General features: G+C 67.2%; 20 protein-coding genes. 1 reads left to right on the top strand and 19 read right to left on the bottom strand.

Annotated features, from left to right (window positions below):
* Positions 1–163 precede the first annotated feature (163 nt).
* From ACYP33_RS29780 to ACYP33_RS29715, 14 genes are all read right to left on the bottom strand, one after another.
* Positions 164–493: a hypothetical protein gene (locus tag ACYP33_RS29780; protein WP_459624908.1), complete on the bottom strand. Its 330-nt coding sequence runs from the start codon at positions 491–493 to the stop codon at positions 164–166.
* Positions 494–497: 4 nt separating this feature from the next.
* On the bottom strand, positions 498–884 hold the full coding sequence (fliS, locus tag ACYP33_RS29775) for a flagellar export chaperone FliS (protein WP_459624907.1): 387 nt from the start codon (positions 882–884) through the stop codon (positions 498–500).
* Positions 884–2,245: a flagellar filament capping protein FliD gene (gene fliD, locus ACYP33_RS29770; RefSeq protein WP_459624906.1), complete on the bottom strand. Its 1,362-nt coding sequence runs from the start codon at positions 2,243–2,245 to the stop codon at positions 884–886. The genes fliS and fliD overlap by 1 nt, the downstream gene beginning before the upstream one ends.
* An 11-nt stretch (positions 2,246–2,256) precedes the next feature.
* Entirely contained in the window at positions 2,257–2,724 is a 468-nt protein-coding gene (locus ACYP33_RS29765) for a hypothetical protein (RefSeq protein WP_459624905.1), read from the bottom strand.
* Positions 2,721–4,037, bottom strand: coding sequence for a FliI/YscN family ATPase (locus tag ACYP33_RS29760; RefSeq protein ID WP_459624904.1), 1,317 nt, complete (start codon positions 4,035–4,037; stop codon positions 2,721–2,723). Before ACYP33_RS29760 ends, ACYP33_RS29765 begins: the two co-directional genes overlap by 4 nt.
* The gene (locus ACYP33_RS29755; protein WP_459624903.1) at positions 4,034–4,996 is read right to left on the bottom strand and encodes a FliH/SctL family protein; all 963 of its coding nucleotides are present in this window, start codon (positions 4,994–4,996) and stop codon (positions 4,034–4,036) included. The genes ACYP33_RS29760 and ACYP33_RS29755 overlap by 4 nt, the downstream gene beginning before the upstream one ends.
* Positions 4,996–6,102 (bottom strand): FliG C-terminal domain-containing protein, encoded by a 1,107-nt coding sequence (locus tag ACYP33_RS29750; RefSeq protein WP_459624902.1) that lies wholly within the window; start codon positions 6,100–6,102, stop codon positions 4,996–4,998. Before ACYP33_RS29750 ends, ACYP33_RS29755 begins: the two co-directional genes overlap by 1 nt.
* A complete protein-coding gene (gene fliF, locus ACYP33_RS29745; RefSeq protein WP_459624901.1) occupies positions 6,086–7,738 on the bottom strand; it encodes a flagellar basal-body MS-ring/collar protein FliF in 1,653 nt (550 codons plus the stop codon). The genes ACYP33_RS29750 and fliF overlap by 17 nt, the downstream gene beginning before the upstream one ends.
* Positions 7,739–7,752: 14 nt before the next feature.
* Positions 7,753–8,082 carry a flagellar hook-basal body complex protein FliE gene (gene fliE, locus ACYP33_RS29740; RefSeq protein ID WP_459624900.1) on the bottom strand — a complete coding sequence of 110 codons (330 nt, stop codon included), beginning with the start codon at positions 8,080–8,082 and terminating at the stop codon, positions 7,753–7,755.
* Positions 8,083–8,279: 197 nt separating this feature from the next.
* The gene (locus ACYP33_RS29735; RefSeq protein ID WP_459624899.1) at positions 8,280–8,453 is read right to left on the bottom strand and encodes a hypothetical protein; all 174 of its coding nucleotides are present in this window, start codon (positions 8,451–8,453) and stop codon (positions 8,280–8,282) included.
* A gap of 140 nt (positions 8,454–8,593) precedes the next feature.
* Positions 8,594–9,364 carry a peptidoglycan recognition protein family protein gene (locus tag ACYP33_RS29730; protein WP_459624898.1) on the bottom strand — a complete coding sequence of 257 codons (771 nt, stop codon included), beginning with the start codon at positions 9,362–9,364 and terminating at the stop codon, positions 8,594–8,596.
* Between the two features lies 1 nt (position 9,365).
* Positions 9,366–9,923 carry a PAAR domain-containing protein gene (locus ACYP33_RS29725; protein ID WP_459624897.1) on the bottom strand — a complete coding sequence of 186 codons (558 nt, stop codon included), beginning with the start codon at positions 9,921–9,923 and terminating at the stop codon, positions 9,366–9,368.
* A 280-nt stretch (positions 9,924–10,203) separates the two neighbouring features.
* A complete protein-coding gene (locus tag ACYP33_RS29720; RefSeq protein WP_459624896.1) occupies positions 10,204–11,256 on the bottom strand; it encodes a methyl-accepting chemotaxis protein in 1,053 nt (350 codons plus the stop codon).
* Between the two features lie 319 nt (positions 11,257–11,575).
* On the bottom strand, positions 11,576–12,730 hold the full coding sequence (locus tag ACYP33_RS29715; RefSeq protein ID WP_459624895.1) for a methionine aminotransferase: 1,155 nt from the start codon (positions 12,728–12,730) through the stop codon (positions 11,576–11,578).
* Between the two features lie 227 nt (positions 12,731–12,957).
* On the opposite strand from ACYP33_RS29715, the gene ACYP33_RS29710 reads away from it, so the two are divergent.
* Positions 12,958–13,683 (top strand): NAD-dependent epimerase/dehydratase family protein, encoded by a 726-nt coding sequence (locus ACYP33_RS29710; RefSeq protein WP_459624894.1) that lies wholly within the window; start codon positions 12,958–12,960, stop codon positions 13,681–13,683.
* A 90-nt stretch (positions 13,684–13,773) separates the two neighbouring features.
* Here the strand turns inward: ACYP33_RS29710 and ACYP33_RS29705 are convergent, their stop codons facing one another.
* The 5 genes from ACYP33_RS29705 to ACYP33_RS29685 form a co-directional block, all read right to left on the bottom strand.
* A complete protein-coding gene (locus tag ACYP33_RS29705; RefSeq protein ID WP_414443009.1) occupies positions 13,774–15,132 on the bottom strand; it encodes a sensor histidine kinase in 1,359 nt (452 codons plus the stop codon).
* On the bottom strand, positions 15,125–15,802 hold the full coding sequence (locus ACYP33_RS29700; RefSeq protein WP_414443010.1) for a response regulator: 678 nt from the start codon (positions 15,800–15,802) through the stop codon (positions 15,125–15,127). The genes ACYP33_RS29705 and ACYP33_RS29700 overlap by 8 nt, the downstream gene beginning before the upstream one ends.
* A 20-nt stretch (positions 15,803–15,822) precedes the next feature.
* On the bottom strand, positions 15,823–17,118 hold the full coding sequence (gene tcuC / locus ACYP33_RS29695) for an MFS transporter (RefSeq protein WP_414451044.1): 1,296 nt from the start codon (positions 17,116–17,118) through the stop codon (positions 15,823–15,825).
* Positions 17,119–17,226: 108 nt separating this feature from the next.
* Positions 17,227–18,216, bottom strand: a complete 990-nt coding sequence (locus ACYP33_RS29690; RefSeq protein WP_459624893.1) for a quinone oxidoreductase family protein — start codon at positions 18,214–18,216, stop codon at positions 17,227–17,229.
* Between the two features lie 55 nt (positions 18,217–18,271).
* The gene (locus tag ACYP33_RS29685; protein ID WP_459624892.1) at positions 18,272–19,309 is read right to left on the bottom strand and encodes an ABC transporter substrate-binding protein; all 1,038 of its coding nucleotides are present in this window, start codon (positions 19,307–19,309) and stop codon (positions 18,272–18,274) included.
* Positions 19,310–19,652: the final 343 nt, after the last annotated feature.

Raw genomic sequence — 19,652 nt, 5'->3', positions numbered from 1 at the left:
AACGCCACGCGAGCGCTCGCGAGCGCCGCACCATCGCCGGTGCGTGCCGGCGTCGGCGTCGGCGACGACGCCTGCGCCACGCGCGAACCCGGCTTCGACGCCGACGTGCCGCACCCCGCCACGCCATCGCCGCGCATCGCACCCGGCATCGCATTCAGCGCGATCATGACCGCGCCACCCGCTCGCCGCTGTCGTTGCCGACGCCGCCGCCGTGTGCATACGCGTGCCACCCGGCGCGCCGCATGCCGAGCGCGGCGAGGTCGTGCGCGAGCCGCGCCGATTCGATGTCGAGCATGTCGATCGCGTCGCGGTGCGCGATGCGCAACAGCGCAACCGCGCGGTGTTCGGTCACGTTCACGCGCGAGCGCGAAGCCATGCCGCTCGCGACATCGCGCGCCTGCCGATCGAGTATCGTCAGCGCGGCAATGTCACAACGCTCGGTCGCGGCGCGCACGCGCGCGGCGAGTTCCAGCAGATTTCGGGTGTCGTCCACGGTGTTATCCATAATGTCGGTCGACGCCGGCCCACGCGTCGCGCAAGGTGGTGACGAGCACGCTGACTTCGTCGACGAGCGCCGTGTTCAGCGTCAGGCCGGCTTCGTTCAGCCGCCACGAGCAGAATTCATAGAGCCGCGCGAGATCGCGCACGACGTCGCTGCCGGAGTCGAAATCGAGCGCGCTCGTCAGGCCGTTGAGCATGCCGATGCATTTGCCGATGCCGGCGCCCTTCGCCTCGAAGCGGCGCCCTTCGATATGGCCGCGCACGCGCGCCATTTCGTCGAGCAGGCCGTCCATCAGCACGATCACGAGTTGCACCGGCGAAGCGCTCGCCGTGCGCGCGTCCAGATCCGCCGTGTGATAACCACCGTAGCCGATCGCGCTCATCACGATTTGCCCCCGCCGAACGACGGCAGGCTTTCGAGGATCGCCAGCGTGTTCTTCATGTTGGTCTGCAACGTTTCGACGCGCGTGAACTGCGCGAGATAGCGGTTGTAGACACGAATGTATTGATCCTCGAGCGACGACGCCTTCTTGCTCAACGATTTCTCAATCTCCTGCATCGACGTCTGGCGGCTGTGGATATGGCCATCGGTGGCCGAGGTCCAGGTCTTCAGGTAATCGTCCATGCGCCGCGCGAGGCCGTCGGTATCGTCCGAGAACAGCGCATCGAGCCCCTGCGGCTGCTTCGCGAGCATCGCATCGAGCTGCTTGCGATCGAGCGACAGCGTGCCGTTGCGATCCGCCGAGATGCCGTAGTCGAGCAGGCGCACACCATCGACGTCGCCGCGCAGCAGCGCATTCATCCGCTGCTGCAACGCGCGCACGCCGGCATCGCCCGCGAACGGCCCTGCCTCGCCCGTCTCACCGCCGTTCTTCGACAGCGCCGAGATCTCGCTCATCAGCGCGTTATAGGCGTCGACGAACGCCTGCACGTTCTCGGCGGTGCCATCGGCATCGGCCTTGATCTCGAGCCCGAGCGGTGCTTCGCCGTCGCGCATCGCACGGGTGAACGTGACGCTCACGCCCTCGATGCCGGTGAAGGTGTTCGATGCCTGCTGCACGCGCGTGCCGCTGGCCTTGCCGCCGTACCAGATGATCGCGTCGCGCGCGGCGGCGAGTTCGGACGGCGCGTTCAGCGACGCCGCGAGCCCGGCGTCGCCGAGCCCCGACGTATCGAGCGTGATGCGCCCCCCGTCACCAGTCCGGCCGGCATTCAGCACCAGCTGCTGCGTGCCGTTCAGGGTGAGAATCGACGCGCTGACCCGGCCGTCGTTGCCGGCCGCGGTATTGATCGCGCGGGCGATCTCGGCGGGGCTGAGGTTGCCGGACGCGTCGGCCTTCGCGGCGGACAGATCCACATCGAACGTCGTGCCGTCGGCGAGCGACACGCCGAGCGTGCCGGCACCCGCCGCCGCGACCGGCTGCATGCCGGCGAACGCCACCTGATGTGCCGACGCCAGTTGCTCGACGAAGAACGCGTGCGACCCCGGCCGCGCGCCGGCCGCGACCGACACGCTGCCGGCCGCCGAATCCGACAGCGCCGCCGCGTGCTTCTGCATCCCGGCGGTGCCGGCCAGGCCCTTAATCGCACTCTGGAACGTCGTCAGGGCCGTCTGCAGCTTGGTCAGCGCGGCGCGGGTGGCCGCGTTGCGCGCCTGCTGGTTCTTCAGACGGCTCGTCGCATGCGACATCGTGATGTCGGCGAGACTCTTGGCCGTATCGATGGGATTTCCGAGATCGAGCATGAGGCTTCCTGTCAGGAAAAAGGAGTGGATGTGACGTGCCGGCGCAGTGCCGCCTGCGTGGCGAGCTGGTCCTGCTGCTTCTGTTGCTTGCGCTGCGCGTCGTCGCGCAGCGCCGCGCGCTTGGCCGCCAGCACGTGCGTCAGCCGACGGTGTTTCAGCAGCGCACCGGTCAGCGCGGCGCGGTGCGCGTCGAGCGTGGCTTCGTGACGCATGAGGTCGTCGGCATGGGCGTGGACCATCGTGATCAGTTGCATCCGGTAGTTCGCGCCGTTGAGCGCGAGCGCCGCGTGCGCCGCGCCGAGGCCGGCGTGCCCGCTCGCCGCGGCGTCGGCGAGCAGGTGCTCCATGCTCGCCAGGTTGCGCCGGTACCGCTCGCGCAGCGCTTCCTGGTCGGCCAGCTCGCGGCGCAGGCGCTCGACCTCGCGATCGCGCAGCGCGACGAGCCGCGCGAGGCTGGCGACGGTGCGTCCGGTGCTCATGCGACGAGCGCCGCGAGCCGCGCCAGCGTGTCGGCATGGGTGCCGCGCTCGTCGGGACGCTGCCGCAGGAAATCGGCGATCGGCGGATAACGCTCGACCGCGCGGTCGGTCAGCGGATCGGCACCCGCGACGTAGCCGCCGAGCGGGATCAGGTCGCGGATCTGCGCGTAGCGCGAGAGCATCGCGCTCACGTCGCGCGCGGCGTCGCGCTGCGCGTCGGAGGCGACCAGCGACATGCAGCGGCTGACCGAACGCGTGACGTCGATCGCCGGAAAATGCCCGTCGGTCGCGAGATCGCGCGACAGCATGATGTGGCCGTCGAGAATCGCGCGCGCGGTATCGACGACCGGGTCCTGCTCGTCGTCGCCTTCCGCGAGCACCGTGTAGATCGCGCTCATCGTGCCGGCGCCCTCGCCGTTGCCGGCCGTCTCGACCAGTTGCGGCAGCAGGCCGAACACCGACGGCGGATAGCCGCGCGTGGCCGGCGGCTCGCCGAGCGCCAGCGCCATCTCGCGCTGGGCCATCGCATAGCGGGTGAGCGAATCGACCAGCAGCAGCACGTGCTGCCCCGCGTCGCGGAAATGCGCGGCGATCGCATGGCACAGCTCGGTCGCGGCCATCCGCATCGCCGCCGATTCGTCGGCGGGCGCGACCACCACGATTGCCTTCTTCAGGCCGTCGGGGCCGAGCGCGTGCTCGACGAACTCGCGCACCTCGCGGCCCCGCTCGCCGATCAGGCCGACCACCACGACATCCGCCGCGGTGTGCCGGGTGATCATGCCGAGCAGCACGCTCTTGCCGACGCCGCTGCCCGCGAACAGCCCGACGCGCTGGCCGCGCCCGAGCGTCAGCAGCGCATCGATCGCGCGCACGCCGACATCCAGGACGCCAGCCACCGGGCGCTTGCGCATCGGGTTCACACGCGGCGCGCTGGGCGGCAGCATGGCGTCGCCGGTCAGCGGGCCGAGGCCGTCGAGCGGCTCGCCCACGCCGTCGATCACCCGGCCGCACCATGCGGGGCCGATCGCCAGCGTGCGTTCCTCGGCGTCCGCGATCACCCGGGCGCCGGCAACGAGGCCGCTCGCGCGGCGAAACGGCATCAGGTACGACGTGTTCTCGCGAAAGCCGACCACCCGCGCGTCGAGCCAGCCGCCGCCGGTGGTTTCGATCCGCGCGCGCCGGCCGGTCTCGAACGCGTAGCCGGTAGCTTCGAGCATCATCCCGGACACGGCGCTCAGGCGGCCGACCGGCCGGGCGACCGGAATGTCGCCGAGCGTGAACGGGGCGAAGGGCGCAGAGGGCGTGCGGGTCATGGGCGATCCGGATCGGGGGCGATGGCGGGGTGGGGGCCGGGCGCCGCGCGATCGGCTGCGTGCACGGTTGCATGTGCCCCTTGGGCGCCGGGTTGCGCTGGCGGCTTCGACGTTGGCTCGGGGCTCCGCGCGAGATTCGATTCCGGCGTTGGGGCGGCTGTCGGCTCCGGGGTCGGCTCCGGCACCGGCGTGCTCGACGGCGTCGCCGATGTGGCGGCCACGGACGGGGGCGCCGTCGTGAATGCGTCAGCCACCGGCATCTCCACCTTCGTCGCCATCGCCATCTCCGGCGCGGCCAGATGCGCACCGATCCGCTCGATACAGGCCGCGAGGCGCTGCGCGCAGCCCGCGTCGAGTTCCTGGCCGCCCGCGCTGACGCGGCACTCGCCCCCATCGAGCGACGGATCGGGCGTCAACGTCCAGCGTGCCGCGTGCTCGGGCAACACCGCGACGATGCGGCGGTATTCGTCCGGATTCAGCCGCACGGCGACCGCTTCCGGCACCTGCGGCAGCAACGTCAGCGCCTCGTCGACGCAGGCGAGCAGACGCTCGGGGCGCGCCTCCAGTTCACCGCGAATCACCTGCCGCGCCGCCTGTTCGACCAGTTGCGCGATCTGCTCGCGCACCGCCGCCCGCGACGCATGCTGCGCCTCCGTGAAGCCCGCCACGAGTGACGCGAGCGGCTGCGCGAGCGCATCCAGCGCGTCGCGTGCCGCCCGCCGCGCGGCAGCCGCGCCGGCCTGCTCGCCTTCGGCGTAGCCGGCCTCGCGACCTTCGGCAAACCCCGCGCGGCGCGCGGCATCGAGCGCCTCGGCGGCAACCCGCGCGGCCGGTTCACCGGCCTCGCACGCGCGCCCCGGCCTGCCGCCGAGCGGCGCGCTCCCGGTATCGCTCAGGCCGCTCGACGGCTCGGCCCGGCGCGCAAGCGACGGAAACACATGACGGCGATAACGCTGCATCACGCTGCATCCTCGGCGACGAGTTGCAACTCGATATCGCCGTCGTCCGAGAGTTCCTTCACGCGAGCCATGATGTCGCGACGTGCCTGCGCGACGCGGCTGGCCGGCACCGGGCCGGTGCGCTTGAGCATCTCCTCGAAGGCCTGCACCGAACGGCGCGGCATCGAGTGCAGCAGCGCATCGAGCAAACTCTGCTCGGCGCCGCGCAACGCGACGCCCCACGGTTCGAGCCCGATTGCCTCGAGGATCGCGGCGATGGTCGCGTCGCTCTGGCGCGCGAGGATCGAGAAGTCGTAGATCCGCGCCTCGACCTCGGCCACCAGCGCCGGATCGTGTGCGCGCAGCAGTTCGATCAGTTGCGCGCGATCGCCCGGCAAGCGGTTGATGATCTCGGCCGCCTGCCGCGTGCCTTCAACGGCGGTGCTTTGCGTATCCAGATTCGCGATGCACGCATCGACGACCGATTCCAGATCGCGCAGCACCTCGAAATCGATCTCCTTGAGCCGGCCGATATGCAGCAGCACGGTTTCGCGCGCGTCGGCGGGCAGCGCATGAATCACCTGGCTCGCCTGCTCGGGCGGCAGGAACGCGAGAAACATCGCCTGCATCCGCTCGTGCTCGCGGCCGAGACGATCGGCGAGCCATTGCGGCTGCGCCCACTGGAGCCGCGCGATCTTCGGGCCGATCACGTCCCCGTAGATGCGGTTCAGCACGCTGCTCGACACCACTTCGCCGAGCGCCATGTCGAGCGAGCGTTGCAGGAACGAGCGCGACGCGCCGCGCACGCTGCTCTGCGCGCGAAACGCGTCGAAGAAGCGGTGGATCGTCTGCTGCACGGCCTCGACCTTTACGCCGTTCATGCGCGACATCACGAGCGTCACGCCGAGCAGTTCCTCGCGCGACAGGCAACGCAGCACGCCGGCGGCCGCTTCCTCACCCATGCTGAGGAGGATCACCGCCGCGCGCTCGACCGGCGACAGCGGGGTCGGGCTGGCCGCCGACACGGCGGGCACGGCAAGCGCACCGGCGGCATCGGTCGCTGCCGCGCCGCGGGAGGTGTCCACCAGGTTCGTGCCGGCAGCCGGCGCTTTATTCCGCTTGGTCATGGTTCCTGATCCACGGTTTGATCACTTCGGCGACGCGCTCCGGGTCCTGGCCCGACAGCAGGCGCAGATGGTCGATCAGTACGTCGACGTCGGAGCCAGCGGGCGGCAGGTCGGGATGCGCGGCGAGCAGCGGCATCGGCGCGCCGCCTGCCATCGCCGGCCGGCCACGGTCGAGCAGGCCGGGGGCAGCCGGCGGATTCGCAGTGCCGTCACCATCGCCCGGGCGATCGTCGCGACGGCCGTTGTCGGCCCACTGGCGGGCCAGCTTCAGCAGCGGGCGGAACACGAAGAGGAACGCCAGCAGCGCGCCGAGCGCATACGCGGCCCAGGTGCCGGCCGAGACGAGGGTGTCCGGCTCCTTCCACCACGGCACCTCGGGCGCCCGCGGCACGGCGCGGAAATCGAGCGCGGACACCACGAGGCTGTCCGAGCGCTGCGCATCGATGCCGAGGCCGTTACGCAGCAGGCGTTCGATGTTCGCGATCTGTTCGGGGCTCCATGTTTTCGCGCCACCCGGCGCGGCCGCGTTGTTCAGCACCACGGCGACGTTGAGCTTCTTCAGCCGGCTCGGGCTGCGGCGGATCTGCACGACATTGCGGTCGTAGGCGTACTGACGCGTCTTCGCGTTTCTCGCGGAACGCGGCGCGTCCTGCGCGGCGCTTGCGGCCGACGGCGGCGCCGGACGATTCGACAGCGACCCCGGCACGCCGAGCGCGCTGCGGCCGGTGTCGCTTTCCTCGCGCACCGCCTCCTGCGTGACCTTCGGCGCCTCGCCGTACTGCTCGCGGGTTTCCTCCACGCGGTCGTTGTCCACCTCGGGCGTGACGCTCGCGCGGAAGTTGTTCTCGCCGAGCGTCGGCAGCAGGAGTTCGCGGATGCTGCGCAGCGTGTCGTCGCGCACCCGGTTGCCGACCTCGTTGTCGAGCGCCGTGCCGCCGAGCGACGGATCGATCCGCGCCGACAGGTAATCGCCGCGCTGATCGACCACCGCGACGTGCGCGGGATCGAGATTCGCGACGCTGCCGGCGACCAGTGCGACGATCGCCGAAATCTGTTCCTTCGTGAGCGTGCGGCCGGGCTTGAGCGTCAGCATCACCGACGCGGTGCTCTTGTCGCCGTCACCCAGAATGAACGACGACGATTTCGCGATCGACAGGTGCACACGGGCGGCGGCCACCGGATCGAGCGTCGTGATGCTCTGCGTGAGTTCGCCCTCCAGACCGCGGCGAAAGCGGACGTCCTGCACGAACTGGCTGACGCCGAGCGGATCGTTGCGGTCGACCTGTTCGAGGCCGGCCGGCGAACGCGCGACGACGCCTTTGGCGGCAAGCAGCATGCGCGCCGCGCCGAGCTGATCCTCTTCCACCATGACCTGGCCCGTGGTCGGGTGAATGCGGTAGCGGATCGCGTCGGTGTCGAGCGCCGCGATCATGTCGGCCACGGGGATCGATTCCTGCGCGCCGAACAGCGGCCGGAAGCGCGCGTCGCGGTGCTGCATCACCATCATCGCGAGCGCGCTGAGGCAGATCGCGAGGATCACGAGCGGCGTCAGCTTCGTCAGCGAGGCGACCGACGGCCAGCGCACGCGGCCGACCGGCAGCACGCGCGACAGGAGGGACTTGAGGGTATCTAGCACGGGCCGGTCCGCCGTCAGACCGGCATTTTGATGATGTCGTCGAACGCATTCATCATCTTGTTGCGGACCTGGATCATCATCGAGAACGACAGGCTGGCCTGCTGGCTGGTCAGCATCGCGCCGACCAGATCGTCGCTGTCGCCGGCATCGACGGCGGCGAGCCGTTCATCGGCCGCCTGCTGCTGGCCGTCGACGTGCGTGACTGCATCCTTGATGGCGGACGCGAAGCCGGCCCCCGCGCCGTCGGCGGATGCGCCGTTCGCGGCAATGTCGAGCGGCTCGGGCGCGAGGGCTCGGGGCGCGCGGATCGCGTCGAGCATCGGGCTCGTCAGGTCGGCGTTCATGCAGGGTCCCCCTGGGGATGTGGTCGTCAGGGGGGCGATTGTGTCGAGCGGCAGGCGGCGCCGCGAGAAATCTCAATAGAAGCTAAAGGGGGATGGGGCGGGTAGCGGCGCCTGGATGGTGAGGCAAAGGCCAGTGCGGGTCTTGCCAGGTCACTACCCGCGACTCGAACAAACCATGGCTTCGACGAGCACGGTTATCACAGCAGCTCTTTTTCAATATTGATTTGACACCGCGTTAGCGATTCGGTATCGGCATCAACGATGCCAAATCTGTATTTGCAGTATTCCGATAGCTCACCACGAATCCTGCTCGACAGTTGATCGACGGGCAGGACATCGCCTTCGTTGGCGAACGGGTTGACAAATTCCATTCTGAACGTCGGGAATTTTTTCAGGAAATATACTGCGGTGTATTCGTGATCGATGGACGAATAAAAATAACCGATATACAAATTGCACATCAAGAAAATCAACGACACAACAAAAAAAACCACCACCTTCCTTTTATTTCTCACGACCCATCGCTCCCTGGCTCAGACAATCCAAGCTGCGCCCGAATCGATTTTACAATGCTCATCCCCCAATTTCCCGGACACGCACGCCCTTTTTTATTTACCAACATTTGATATTCTCGATGCCCACCCAGACGACAAATACCGAAATAGTCGGCCAAAACTCTTGACAGCACCAAAGCCGCCTCAAGCTGCGACTCCGTCGGCTTATCGTGACGAACGATCACTTGATCTGTCACGATTTCTCGAATATTGCGAACCTTTTCCAATATCGACAAACCCCTGTACTCCTGATAGTACGCCTCCCCCGCTTGAACAAAGTCAGCCAAGAAAACAACACCAATCTTCCCCGTATTTCCACCACCGACGTGCTCCCCGATAAATCGAATATCACGAGCCTCATATATTTCGCCTTGACATGATATTGCATAATGATACCCAACATCAGAAAAAGCGACGCTGCGATTCATGTCATCGGCCTGCGCGCGCTGAATCTGCGCCATTGATGGCGCGCCACAAGAATAACTCCTTCCCGCATGGTGAATAACGATGTCTTTATAATCCCAATTACTCTCTCGCATACCTCCATGAGTTGGTTGAGCATGCCAACTCGAGCGTTCAATCAGTGCATACCCCTGCCGAGCAAGTGCATCAATAATTGCTTGCCGCGTCGCTGCGCGATTGTTAACAGGTACCACCATGGGAGCCATGGAATTTTCCGCAGAACATGTTTTCCCGCGCGACCAATGCTCGACTTTATAGTCACTCATTTCAAGATATCCAAACCGGTTCGAGCTCTCGTCTCGGGGTAGAAAAAATAACGTGCAAGCGAAACTCCTTCTCACCGTTCGTTCTGATAACGGCGTAACCCGCACCATTTGTTTCCCCAAACTGCCTTTTCTCATCCACATCGACAACATAACGTTGGTGCGGCAACGGAAGACCCGTTGAAGCATCCCGCACCAAAACGTGCCGGATATACTTTTCAGATATCGAATTGGACGCAACTCTTGAACTGAACCCCACTCCTGCAGATTTAGAATATTCAAAACTCTGGAACATGCTGCTTTGCGACGCAATCATCACTGGTGGCGGATCGCATTGACAAAGACAAATATCGCCTTCCAACGCTGGATCTTTTCCCATCATTACGCCCGGCCGTCTCTGGCCTTTTGGTGCGATTTGGCCTATCGACCGACATGTTGGGCAAATCACTTCTCCACCGATAAATGTCAATTCAACACCGTGATGCGTGCAATTACGAATCCCCTCGGCAGCACTTCCACCGGCCGACGATTTATCGCCCACCCTCAGATAATTTCGTCTCACGAATTTTCTCTCAGATATTGTTCGAATATTTTAGATACTGCAGAGGCGTTGCCCTCGGCAGGCGTTCCACCTGTCAAGCAAGCATTTCACACGTCGAAAAACTGCCGACCTAACAAGATCGGCATCGACGGTGAATAAGAACAACGAATCGGGAAGGCCCCTCGAACACGAAATTTCTGGTCATTTTTAGTACGAAAGTAGCGACGCAAAAATACTAGCGTCGATACCCTCGCAAGCCACAGCTCAAAATCACCCCGCCCTGACCCACATCACATTCATATCACCGCGCCCCGCCACTCCCCGCCGGCTTCTGACAAATCACCCCATACCACCCCAACCCCTTATAAGTCTCATACCCCGGCGTGGCCGCGAACGACACCGTCGTACGGTCGCTCTCCTGGTAAAACCCCGCCGCCGCGCCGTTGGTGCGCAGCCGGAACGTCTCCTGCAGCACGCCCTGCCCGTCCGAGCTGGCGATCACCCGAAACGACGCGTCCACGATCATGCAGCGCGTGCGCGACCACTCCTCGTCGCTGAACCGCACGCCCTTCACCACCGCCAGCGCCTGCGGCGCCCAGTCGAAGAAGATCACCAGCGCACCGAGCACGCGCCCGTCGGCCTGCCCGCCCTCGCGGATCGCGGTGGCGTACGACGCGACCTGCGCGTTCTGCAATTGCGGCATCGTCTCGACGTCGAACGCCACGTAATCGGCGCCGCTCGCGGTGCCCATCGCGGCCTGGAACCAGCGCGCGCCGTTCACCTTCTGCCCGGCCACCGGGTAGGTCGAGGCACGGCCGTTGGCCACCACGGTGCCCTCGGCGTCCACCACCCACAAATCCTTGTAGACGGTGTAGCTGTCGAGAATCACCGACAGCCGCTCGCTCGCATGCCGGCTCAACTCGTCGCTGTCGTAGGTCACGCAATCGACCAGCGCCGAATCGGTGGCCCACCAGCGCACGTCGCAGGATCGCTCGTAGAGGTTGCGGTCGACGATGTCGATCATGTTCAGCGCGAGATCGGCGCAACGCTGGCCGTCGTGCGCGTGCATGCGGTCGATCATGGTGTCGCCGAGCTCGGTCAGCCGCGTCAGCGAGCCGGCCAGCTCCTTGTTGAGAATGTCGGTGATCTCGCCGATGCGCTTGGACACATGCTTGACCTGATTGGCCACGACGGCGAAGCCCTTGCCCGCCTCGCCGGCGCGCGCGGCCTCGATCAGCGCGTTGAGGGCGAGAAAGGTGGTCTCGCGGTTGATGTCGTTGATGTCCCCGATCTTGCCGGTGGCAAGCCTGCGGACTTCATGCGTCAGGTCGACGATTGCGCGTGGATTGGCCATGTGTGTCACCCGTATGTTTTGTGTTGCCTTGCGTGTGCTGCTGTCGGTTTTAAGCAAACAACAGACCAATTTGCACAATTCGATCTCGCATGACCACGGGTGAAACGCGCGCGGCGTCGCTACAGGATTGTATTTACATAGGAAATGTTGGAATCGATGGCGCGCCGAAAGAACAGCGGGGCCACCGCCGCATCGCGCCAGGCGCGTTGCGCGCCTCAGGCCGGCGGCTCGCAGGCCCGCGAATGGTGCGCACGGCGCACCACGCAAGTGCCGCCACGCCGCTTCCGGCACGACCGGCACACCGTGCCATCGCCCGCGCCTACACCCGCGCCAACCGCCGCCCGCCTTCGCGCAGCGTCGCGTCATCCTTGCAGAATGCAAGCCGGACGATGCCGGTATTGCGGCGGTCCTGGTAGAAGCTCGCCAGCGGAATCGCGCCGACGCCATGCGTTTTCAGCAGGTCGAACACGAACGCGTTGTCGTCGAGGGTGGAGAGGCCGTCGAAGCGCGCGAGCATGAAGAAGCTGCCGCCGCACGGCAGCAGCGACAGCCGCGTGCCGGCCATCGATTCGATCAGCAGGTCGCGCTTGGCCTGATAGAACGCGGCCAGGTCGAGATAGCTGCGCGGCGCGGCGAGCATTTGCGCGAGCGCGGCCTGCAGCGGCGCCGGCGCGGAGAACACCACGTACTGATGCACCTTGCGGATCTCGGTGCTCAGTTCGGCCGGCGCGAGGCAATAGCCGACGCGCCAGCCGGTGGCGTGATACGTCTTGCCGAGCGACAGTGCGATCACGCTGCGCTCGGCCAGTTCGGGGTAGCGCGCGAGGCTCAGGTGCTCGCGCCCGTCGTACACCATGTGCTCGTACACCTCGTCCGACAAAATCACGATGTCGGTGCCGCGCGTGATGGCGGCCAGGCGTGCGATGTCGTCGGCGTCGAACGACATGCCGGTGGGGTTGTGCGGCGTGTTGACGATGATCATCCGGGTGCGCGGCGTGACGGCGGCGGCGACTTCGTCCCAGTCGATCCGCAACGTGTCGAGCCGGATGCCGATCGCCACGGGCGTGGCGCCCTGCAGGCGGATCGACGGCTCGTACACCTCGAACGCGGGCTCGAAGAAGATCACCTCGTCGCCGGCATGCACGAGCGCGGCGATGGCCGAATAGATCGCCTCGCTCGCCCCGGCGGTCACGGTGATCTCGCTGTCAGGGTGGTAGCGTGCGCCGTGCAACTGCTCGGTTTTCTCGGCAATCGCGGCCTTCAGTGGCCCGTAGCCGGCCATCGGTGCGTACTGGTTGAGGCCGGCCTGCATGGTCTGCCCGGCGTGAGCGATCAACGCCGGGTCGGTCGGAAACGACGGCGCGCCCTGCCAGAGATTCACGGCCTCGTGTCGAGCGGCCAGCTCGGCGATGCTCGAAAACACGGAAATGCCGCTTTGCGGCAGCTTGGTCGCGATTCGGCATGAATGGCGCATTCGGTGAACTCCTGGCTCGATGACGGCGCGCGCGAAGCCGCCGCGCCCGGGGCGCCAAGCTTCGCACAAGGGCTGGCGGCAGGCAACGAAGCGGCGCGCCCGATGTCCCAGCCGATTGACGAAAATTTGGCTCTATCGCACGGGACATCGACACCGCTACGCTGGCGTCATCCCTGTGCCGTGGCGCACCGCCACGGCCTCAACGAACGCCATCGGGAGTGTTTCTCATGAGTCAGACCGTATTCGTGGCCGGCGCAAGCGGCGTGATCGGCCGCGTGCTGGTGCCGTTGCTGGTGGAGGCAGGCTACGCCGTGCATGGCGCGACGCGCCGGGCAGAGCGAGCCGGGCAGATCGCGCAGCTCGGCGCGCAGCCGGTGATTGTCGACGTGTTCGATCAGGCAAGGTTGACGCGCGAACTGGAACGCATCGCGCCCGACGCCGTGATCCATCAATTGACCGACCTGCCCGCGGGCCTCGATCCGGCGCAGATGGCGCAGGCGATCGCCAATAACGCCCGCTTGCGCAGCGAAGGCACGCTGAGCCTGGTGCAGGCCGCGCTGGCGGCGGGCTGCCGGCGCATGGTCGCGCAGAGCATCGCCTGGGCCTATGCGCCCGGCGCGCAGCCGTACGACGAGGATCATCCGCTCGATCTGAATGCCGAGGGCGGCCGGCGCATTTCGGTGGGCGGTGTGGCCGCGCTCGAACAGGCGGTGCTGAACACGCCGCCGCTGCGCGGCGCGGTGCTGCGCTACGGCCGGCTGTACGGCCCCGACACCGGCGCCGACACGCCGCCGGCCGCGCCGGCAGTGCATGTCGACGATGCGGCGCGCGCCGCCCTGCTCGCGCTGCGCACCGAGGCAGCGGGCGCGTTCAACATCGTCGACGACAACGGCGAGGTGACCAACCGGAAAGCACGGCAGGTGCTGGACTGGACGCCCGGCGCGCACGGCTGAAAAACAGAGGGAACGGCGGAGGTCGATACGCGGCGGGAAGACCGCGACGAAAAACAGGGCAATAAAACGCGGAGAAAAACCGCCCCGATCTCAAGCGCGCGGAAACTCCGCGGTCACCGTCAAGCCGCGCCCGTTCGCCCCGTCGTCGAGCCGCAGCGTGGCGCGATGCGCCCGCGCGATCTCGCGCACGATCGCCAGCCCGAGCCCGCTGCCCGGCTGCGGCGAGGCGCGGAAGAACGGCTCGAACACCTTCTCGCGCAGCGCGGCCTCGATGCCCTCGCCCTCGTCGCTGACGCGCAGCCGAATCGTCTCGCCGGCCTCGATCGCAACGGTCACGGTGCCGCCTTCGGGCGAATAGCGGATCGCGTTGTCGACCAGATTGAACACCAGCACCGACAGCAACTGCTCGTTGCCCGACACGGACACCGCGTCGGCATCGGCCAGCGTCGCGACCAGCTCGACGCGGCGGCGCTGCGCCAGCAAGGCCAGTTGCTCGATGGTGCCGGTGGCGATTTCCCGCAGGTCCACGCGCACGCCCGCGTACTGCGCGTAATCGGCCGCCTCGGCCTGCGCGAGCGTGAGCAACTGGTTGGTCAACGCGACCAGCAGGCGGTTGCTGCGATCCATCGCCTTGAGCGTGTCGTGCACCTGCTCGGGATCGTTCTGCCGGCGTGCGTACTGCAACTGCGTGCCGAGCAGGGTGAGCGGCGTGCGCAACTGGTGCGCGGCGTCGGCGATGAAGCGCCGCTGCATCGCCGTCTGCTTCTCGATGATTTCGAGGCATTGGTTGAACGCGCGCACGATCGGACGCAGCTCGCTGCGCAGCGGCTCGACGCTCAGGCGTACCGACGAGGTCTGCACGCGCTCGGGCATGCGCCGCGCGAGCCGTGCCAGCGGCCGCAGTTCGAGCGTCAGCCCGAGGCACACCAGCACCACGGCGATCGTCAGGATGGCGGAGAAATAGAACATCTGCGGGCGCCACAGCGCGAGCACCAGCGCGTCGCGCTGCCGGAGCGTGCGCCCGACCGAGATCACCACGCGGCGCGTCACGCCCGCGTCGTACATCGGCCGGATCACCGACACGGCGCGCACCGGCTCGCCGTTCACCACGGCGTCGTACCAGGTCGGCGACACCTTGGGCACGCTCTGCGGAAAATCGGAGGTGCCGGCGATCATCGGGCCGTCGATCTCCTGCACGCGAAAGAACACCTGATCGGCGCGCGGCGTGCCGAGAATCTCGATCGCGCTCGGCGAAATCGACGCGCTCAGGTCCTTGCCGTCCCAGCCCACGTTGCCGGCCATCACGCGCGCGGCCGACAGCAATACTTCGTCCTGCAGAAGATTCGCGGTATGCCACGCGTTGCTGCGCGTGATCAGCCCGGCCGCGACGATGAACACCGTCATCGGCAACGCGAGCCACAGCAGCAGCCTGACGCGCAGGCTATTCATCGGACGCGCCGTCCTCGAGCAGATAGCCGAGGCCGCGCAGCGTGATGATGGTGGCGGTGCTGCCCTCGAGCTTCTTGCGCAGGCGCGACACGTAGATCTCGATCGCGTCCTCGCTGGTGGGCGCGTCGGCGGCGCTGACCGATTCGGCCAGGGTGGTCTTGGAGACGGTTTTCTTGGCGCGCAGGATCAGCGCTTCGAGCACCGCGTGTTCGCGCGGCGTGAGCACCAGCGGCAGGTCGTCGATCGCGAACTGCAGGCGATCCATGTCGTAGACGAGATTGCCGCAGCGCAGCCGGTTCGAGCGCGACGGCGCCTGGCGCCGCGCCAGCACCTTGATGCGCGCCACCAGCTCGCGCGCATCGAACGGCTTGACGATGTAGTCGTCGGCGCCGGCGCCCAGGCAGATCACCTTCTCGTCGACCGCGCCGGTGGCCGTGAGGATCAGCACCGGGGTGGCGTCGCCGCGCTCGCGCATGCGGCGCAGCACGGTCTTGCCGGAGATGCCGGGCAGGTTCAGGTCGAGCAGCACCACGTCGTAGGTCGACGCGCGCAGCGCATCCTCGGCCGTTTCGCCGCCGCCGACGCGATCGAGCGCGAAGCCGTCGTCCGTCAGCGTCTTCGCCAGCCAGTGCGCCAGCTCCTCATTGTCCTCGACGAGCAACAGCCTCACGCATCCCTCCGAACTTGCCACTACGCGAGCTTGTACTGTTCCCGTGCGGTCTTCGTCCGGTACAGCAGCAGCGTCGCAATCAGGCCGCACACGGCGGCGACACCCATCCACGCACCCGGCGCGGCCTTGTCGCCCGTCGCGTGGATCAGCCAGGTCGAAATGGCCGGCGTGAAGCCGCCGACCATCGTGGCGAGACTATAGGCCATCGAGAAGCCGGTGGTGCGAACGTTCACCGGCATCAGTTCCGTCAGCGCGACGACCATCGCGCCGTTGTACCACGCGTAGAGCAGCGAGAGCCACAGCTCGACGGCCAGCAGCTTGCCGAACGACGGCGAGCCGACCAGCCATTGCATCGCGGGATACGCGGTGAACACGGTCAGCAGCGTGAACGCGAGCATCACCGGGCGGCGGCCGAAGCGGTCCGACACGGCGCCCGAGATCGGCAGCCAGATGAAGTTCGAGATGCCGACGCAGGCCGTCACCAGCAGCGCGTCGAACGACGACATCTTCAGCACGACCTTGCCGAAGGTGGGCGTGTACGCGGTGATCAGGTAGAACGAGGTGGTGGTCATGATCACCAGGCCCATGCCGGCCACGATCAGGCCGAAGTTGGCCAGGATCGCGCGCGTGATCTCGCCGATGCCCGGGTGATGCTTGCGGGCGACGAATTCATCGGACTCCTGCAGGGTGCGGCGGATGTAGAACAGGAACGGCACGATCAGGCAGCCGATCACGAACGGCACGCGCCAGCCCCAGCTGGTCATCTCCTGCGCGGGCACGAACGCGTTGAGCAGCACGCCGAGCGAGGCGGCGAACACCACCGCCACCTGCTGGCTGGCCGATTGCCACGAGCAGAAGAAGCCGCGATTGCCCTTGGTGGCGATCTCGGCCAGATAGACCGACACGCCGCCCAGTTCCGCGCCGGCCGAGAAGCCCTGCAGCAGCCGCCCGAACAGCACGATGGCCGGCGCGATCAGGCCGATCGCGTGATAGCTCGGCACGAAGGCCACGCACATGGTGCCGACCGCCATCAGCGACAGCGACAGGATCAGGCCCTTGCGGCGGCCGTGACGGTCCATGTAGGCGCCAAGCACGATCGCGCCGATCGGACGCATCAGGAAGCCCGCGCCGAACACCGAGAACGCCAGCATCAGCGAGACGAACTCGTTGCCGGCCGGAAAGAACGTCGCCCCGATCGCGGCGGCGTAATAGCCGTACACGGTGAAGTCGTACATTTCCAGGAAGTTGCCGCTGACGGCGCGAAACACCGAACGCGCCCGCGAATCGCGGCGTTCGACGACAGGAGTGGCTGACATGGTGGGAACATCCTCGCGACTGCGTCGCATCGTGCCGCGGCGGCCCGGCGGGCCACCATTGCGGCGTTGTATCTATCTGAACTCGGACGGGCCGCGCACGGCCCGTCTTCAATGAATCCGCATCACCGATTTGCCGAGCTGGCGGCGCTCTTCGAGCGAGGCATGCGCCAGTTCGACATCGTCGAGCGTGTAGCGCCCGTTGATCTCGATGGTCAGCGCGCCTTCGGCCAGCGCCGCGAAGATCTCGTCGGCGCGGCGCTGCACGGTGTCGCCGTCGGCCAGGTGATCGGCCAGGCGCGGGCGCGTCAGGAACAGCGAACCGGCCTCGCCCAACTCGTACGGATCGAGATCGTTCAGCGAGCCGGCCACCGCGCCGTAATTCACCACCAGCCCGCGCACGCGGGTGGCGCGGAAGCTGTCGCGCAGCGTCGGGCGGCCCACGGCGTCGAACACCACGTCCACGCCACGCCCGTGGGTCAGTTCGCGTACCCGGTCGGCGAAGCGGCCGTCTTCGTAGAGCATCACGTGATCGGCGCCGTGCGCCCTGGCCACGGCGGCTTTCTCGTCGGTGCTGGTGGTGGCGAACACCGTCGCACCGCGCCGTTTGGCAAGCTGCACCAGCAACTGGCCGATGCCGCCCGAGGCCGCGTGTACCAGGCAGGTGCTGCCCGCGCCGATATCGGCCACGTCGTCGAGCAGGTAATGCGCGGTCGAGCCCTGGAAGATCGCGGCGGCGGCCACGTCGAGTGCGATCGCATCAGGCAGCTTCGCAAGCCGCGCGGCCGGCACCACCGCGTATTCGGCGTAGGCGCCCCAGGCGATGCACCAGGCCACGCGCTGGCCCGGCGCGAAGCCGGTCACGCCCGCGCCGGCCTTCACGACCTCGCCCGAGCCTTCCATGCCGAGCGTGCACGGAATCCGCACCGGGTACGTGCGCGAATCGCGATACTTGCCCTGGCGCGTGTGAACATCCATGAAATTGATGCCGGCATAGGCGACCTTCACCAGCACCTCGCCGGCGCCCGGTTCCGGCACCGCCAGCTCCACGCGCTGCAGCACTTCCGGTCCGCCGTGTCGTTCGATTCGAATCGCTCTCATGCCCGCCTTCACTCCTCAATCATCCGCGCCGCGCCGGCTGCCGCTGTTTGAGCGGTCAGTGGAACGTGTCGCGCTGCGTGCCGTCGACGAACGCATTCGTGTAGGTACGCGACAAGTCGACGTGCCGGGCCATCAGCCCGCTCCCGTTCGACACCAGAACCTTGAGCACCGTCGCCGGCGCGTCGTCGGGCATGCGCCCGTCCGGCGAAAACGACGGCTTCGCCAGCGTCAGCGCCTTCACGTAGGCCGCGCGATCGGCGCCCACCGCGCTGTCGGGCAACGCATCGGCGATCTGCTGCGCGTCGTGGCCGGCGATGAAGCGCAGCGTGCGCGCCAGCGCCCGCACCATCCGCTCGGTTTCGTCGCGATGCGCCAGCACCCAACTGCGGCGCATGTACAGACACGCGCCGACGTAGGTGCCGCCCAGTTGCGCGCGCGTGCCTTCCACGCTGCGCAGATCGACCAGCACGCGCGCCGCGCCGCTCGACAGCAGGCGCGTGGCGGTCGGCTCCTCGACCATGCCGGCGTCGATCGTGCCGTGCGTGATCTCGTCGACGAAGCGCGTATCGGCGGCCAGCGGCACCACGGTGTATTCGCCCGGCGCGATGCCGGCGCGCGTCGTGAGGTAGCGCGTCAGCGCCCAGGTCGACGCGCCGAAGCCGGTCACGCCGAAGCGGCGGCCACGTGCGTCGTCGATCGAGCGCATCGGCTCGCCCGTTTTGGGGCGTGTGGTGGCCAGCTCGGCCAGGCCGGCGGCGCGCACGAACGTGATCACCGACAGCACGTCCTGCCCGCGGCTCTGCAGATCGATCGTGTGATCGTAGAAACCCACTGCGCCCTGCACCGCGCCGGCGATCAGTTCGGTCGAGGTATCGATGCCGGCCGGCACCGACAGCACGCGCACGTCGAGCCCCTCGTCACGGAAATAGCCGAGCTGCGAGGCGAGCATGGCGGGCATGTAGACGATCTTGGACATCCCGCCGACCATCAATTCGATCGGCTCGGCGCTGGCGGGCGCGGCCACGCCGGCGAGCGCGGCGAGCAGCAGCAGGCGTCCAAGCGGACGACTGAGCGGGCGGACCAGGGAATGCATCGGGATCTGTCTCCTTCTCGCGGCATCCTTGCCGGGCGGCCAGGCAGTGTCGTGCCGGGCCGTGGCGGGCAGGTGCCGCGTCAACGTTGCCAAGTATAGAAATCCGACGCCTTCTGATTCCCTTCTGCGATTCCGGAGTTTTCTCGGTATTTACCCTCGGCGCGGAGCGAGATCGGACGGCGGTGCGGGTGGACGGTGGGATTGTGACGTAGGTGGTGGGGGGCGGTGCGGGTGCGGACGCGGCTGGTGGGCTGGTGGGCTGGTGGACGGTGGACGGATGGTTGGCGCGGGGCGGAGCACAGGGCGCGAGCGACCAACGGCTGTGGACAAGCCGCGATGGCTC

The sequence above is a fragment of the Burkholderia sp. 3C genome (genome assembly GCF_054589155.1).
This window is presented reverse-complemented; position numbering and strand designations above follow the sequence as displayed.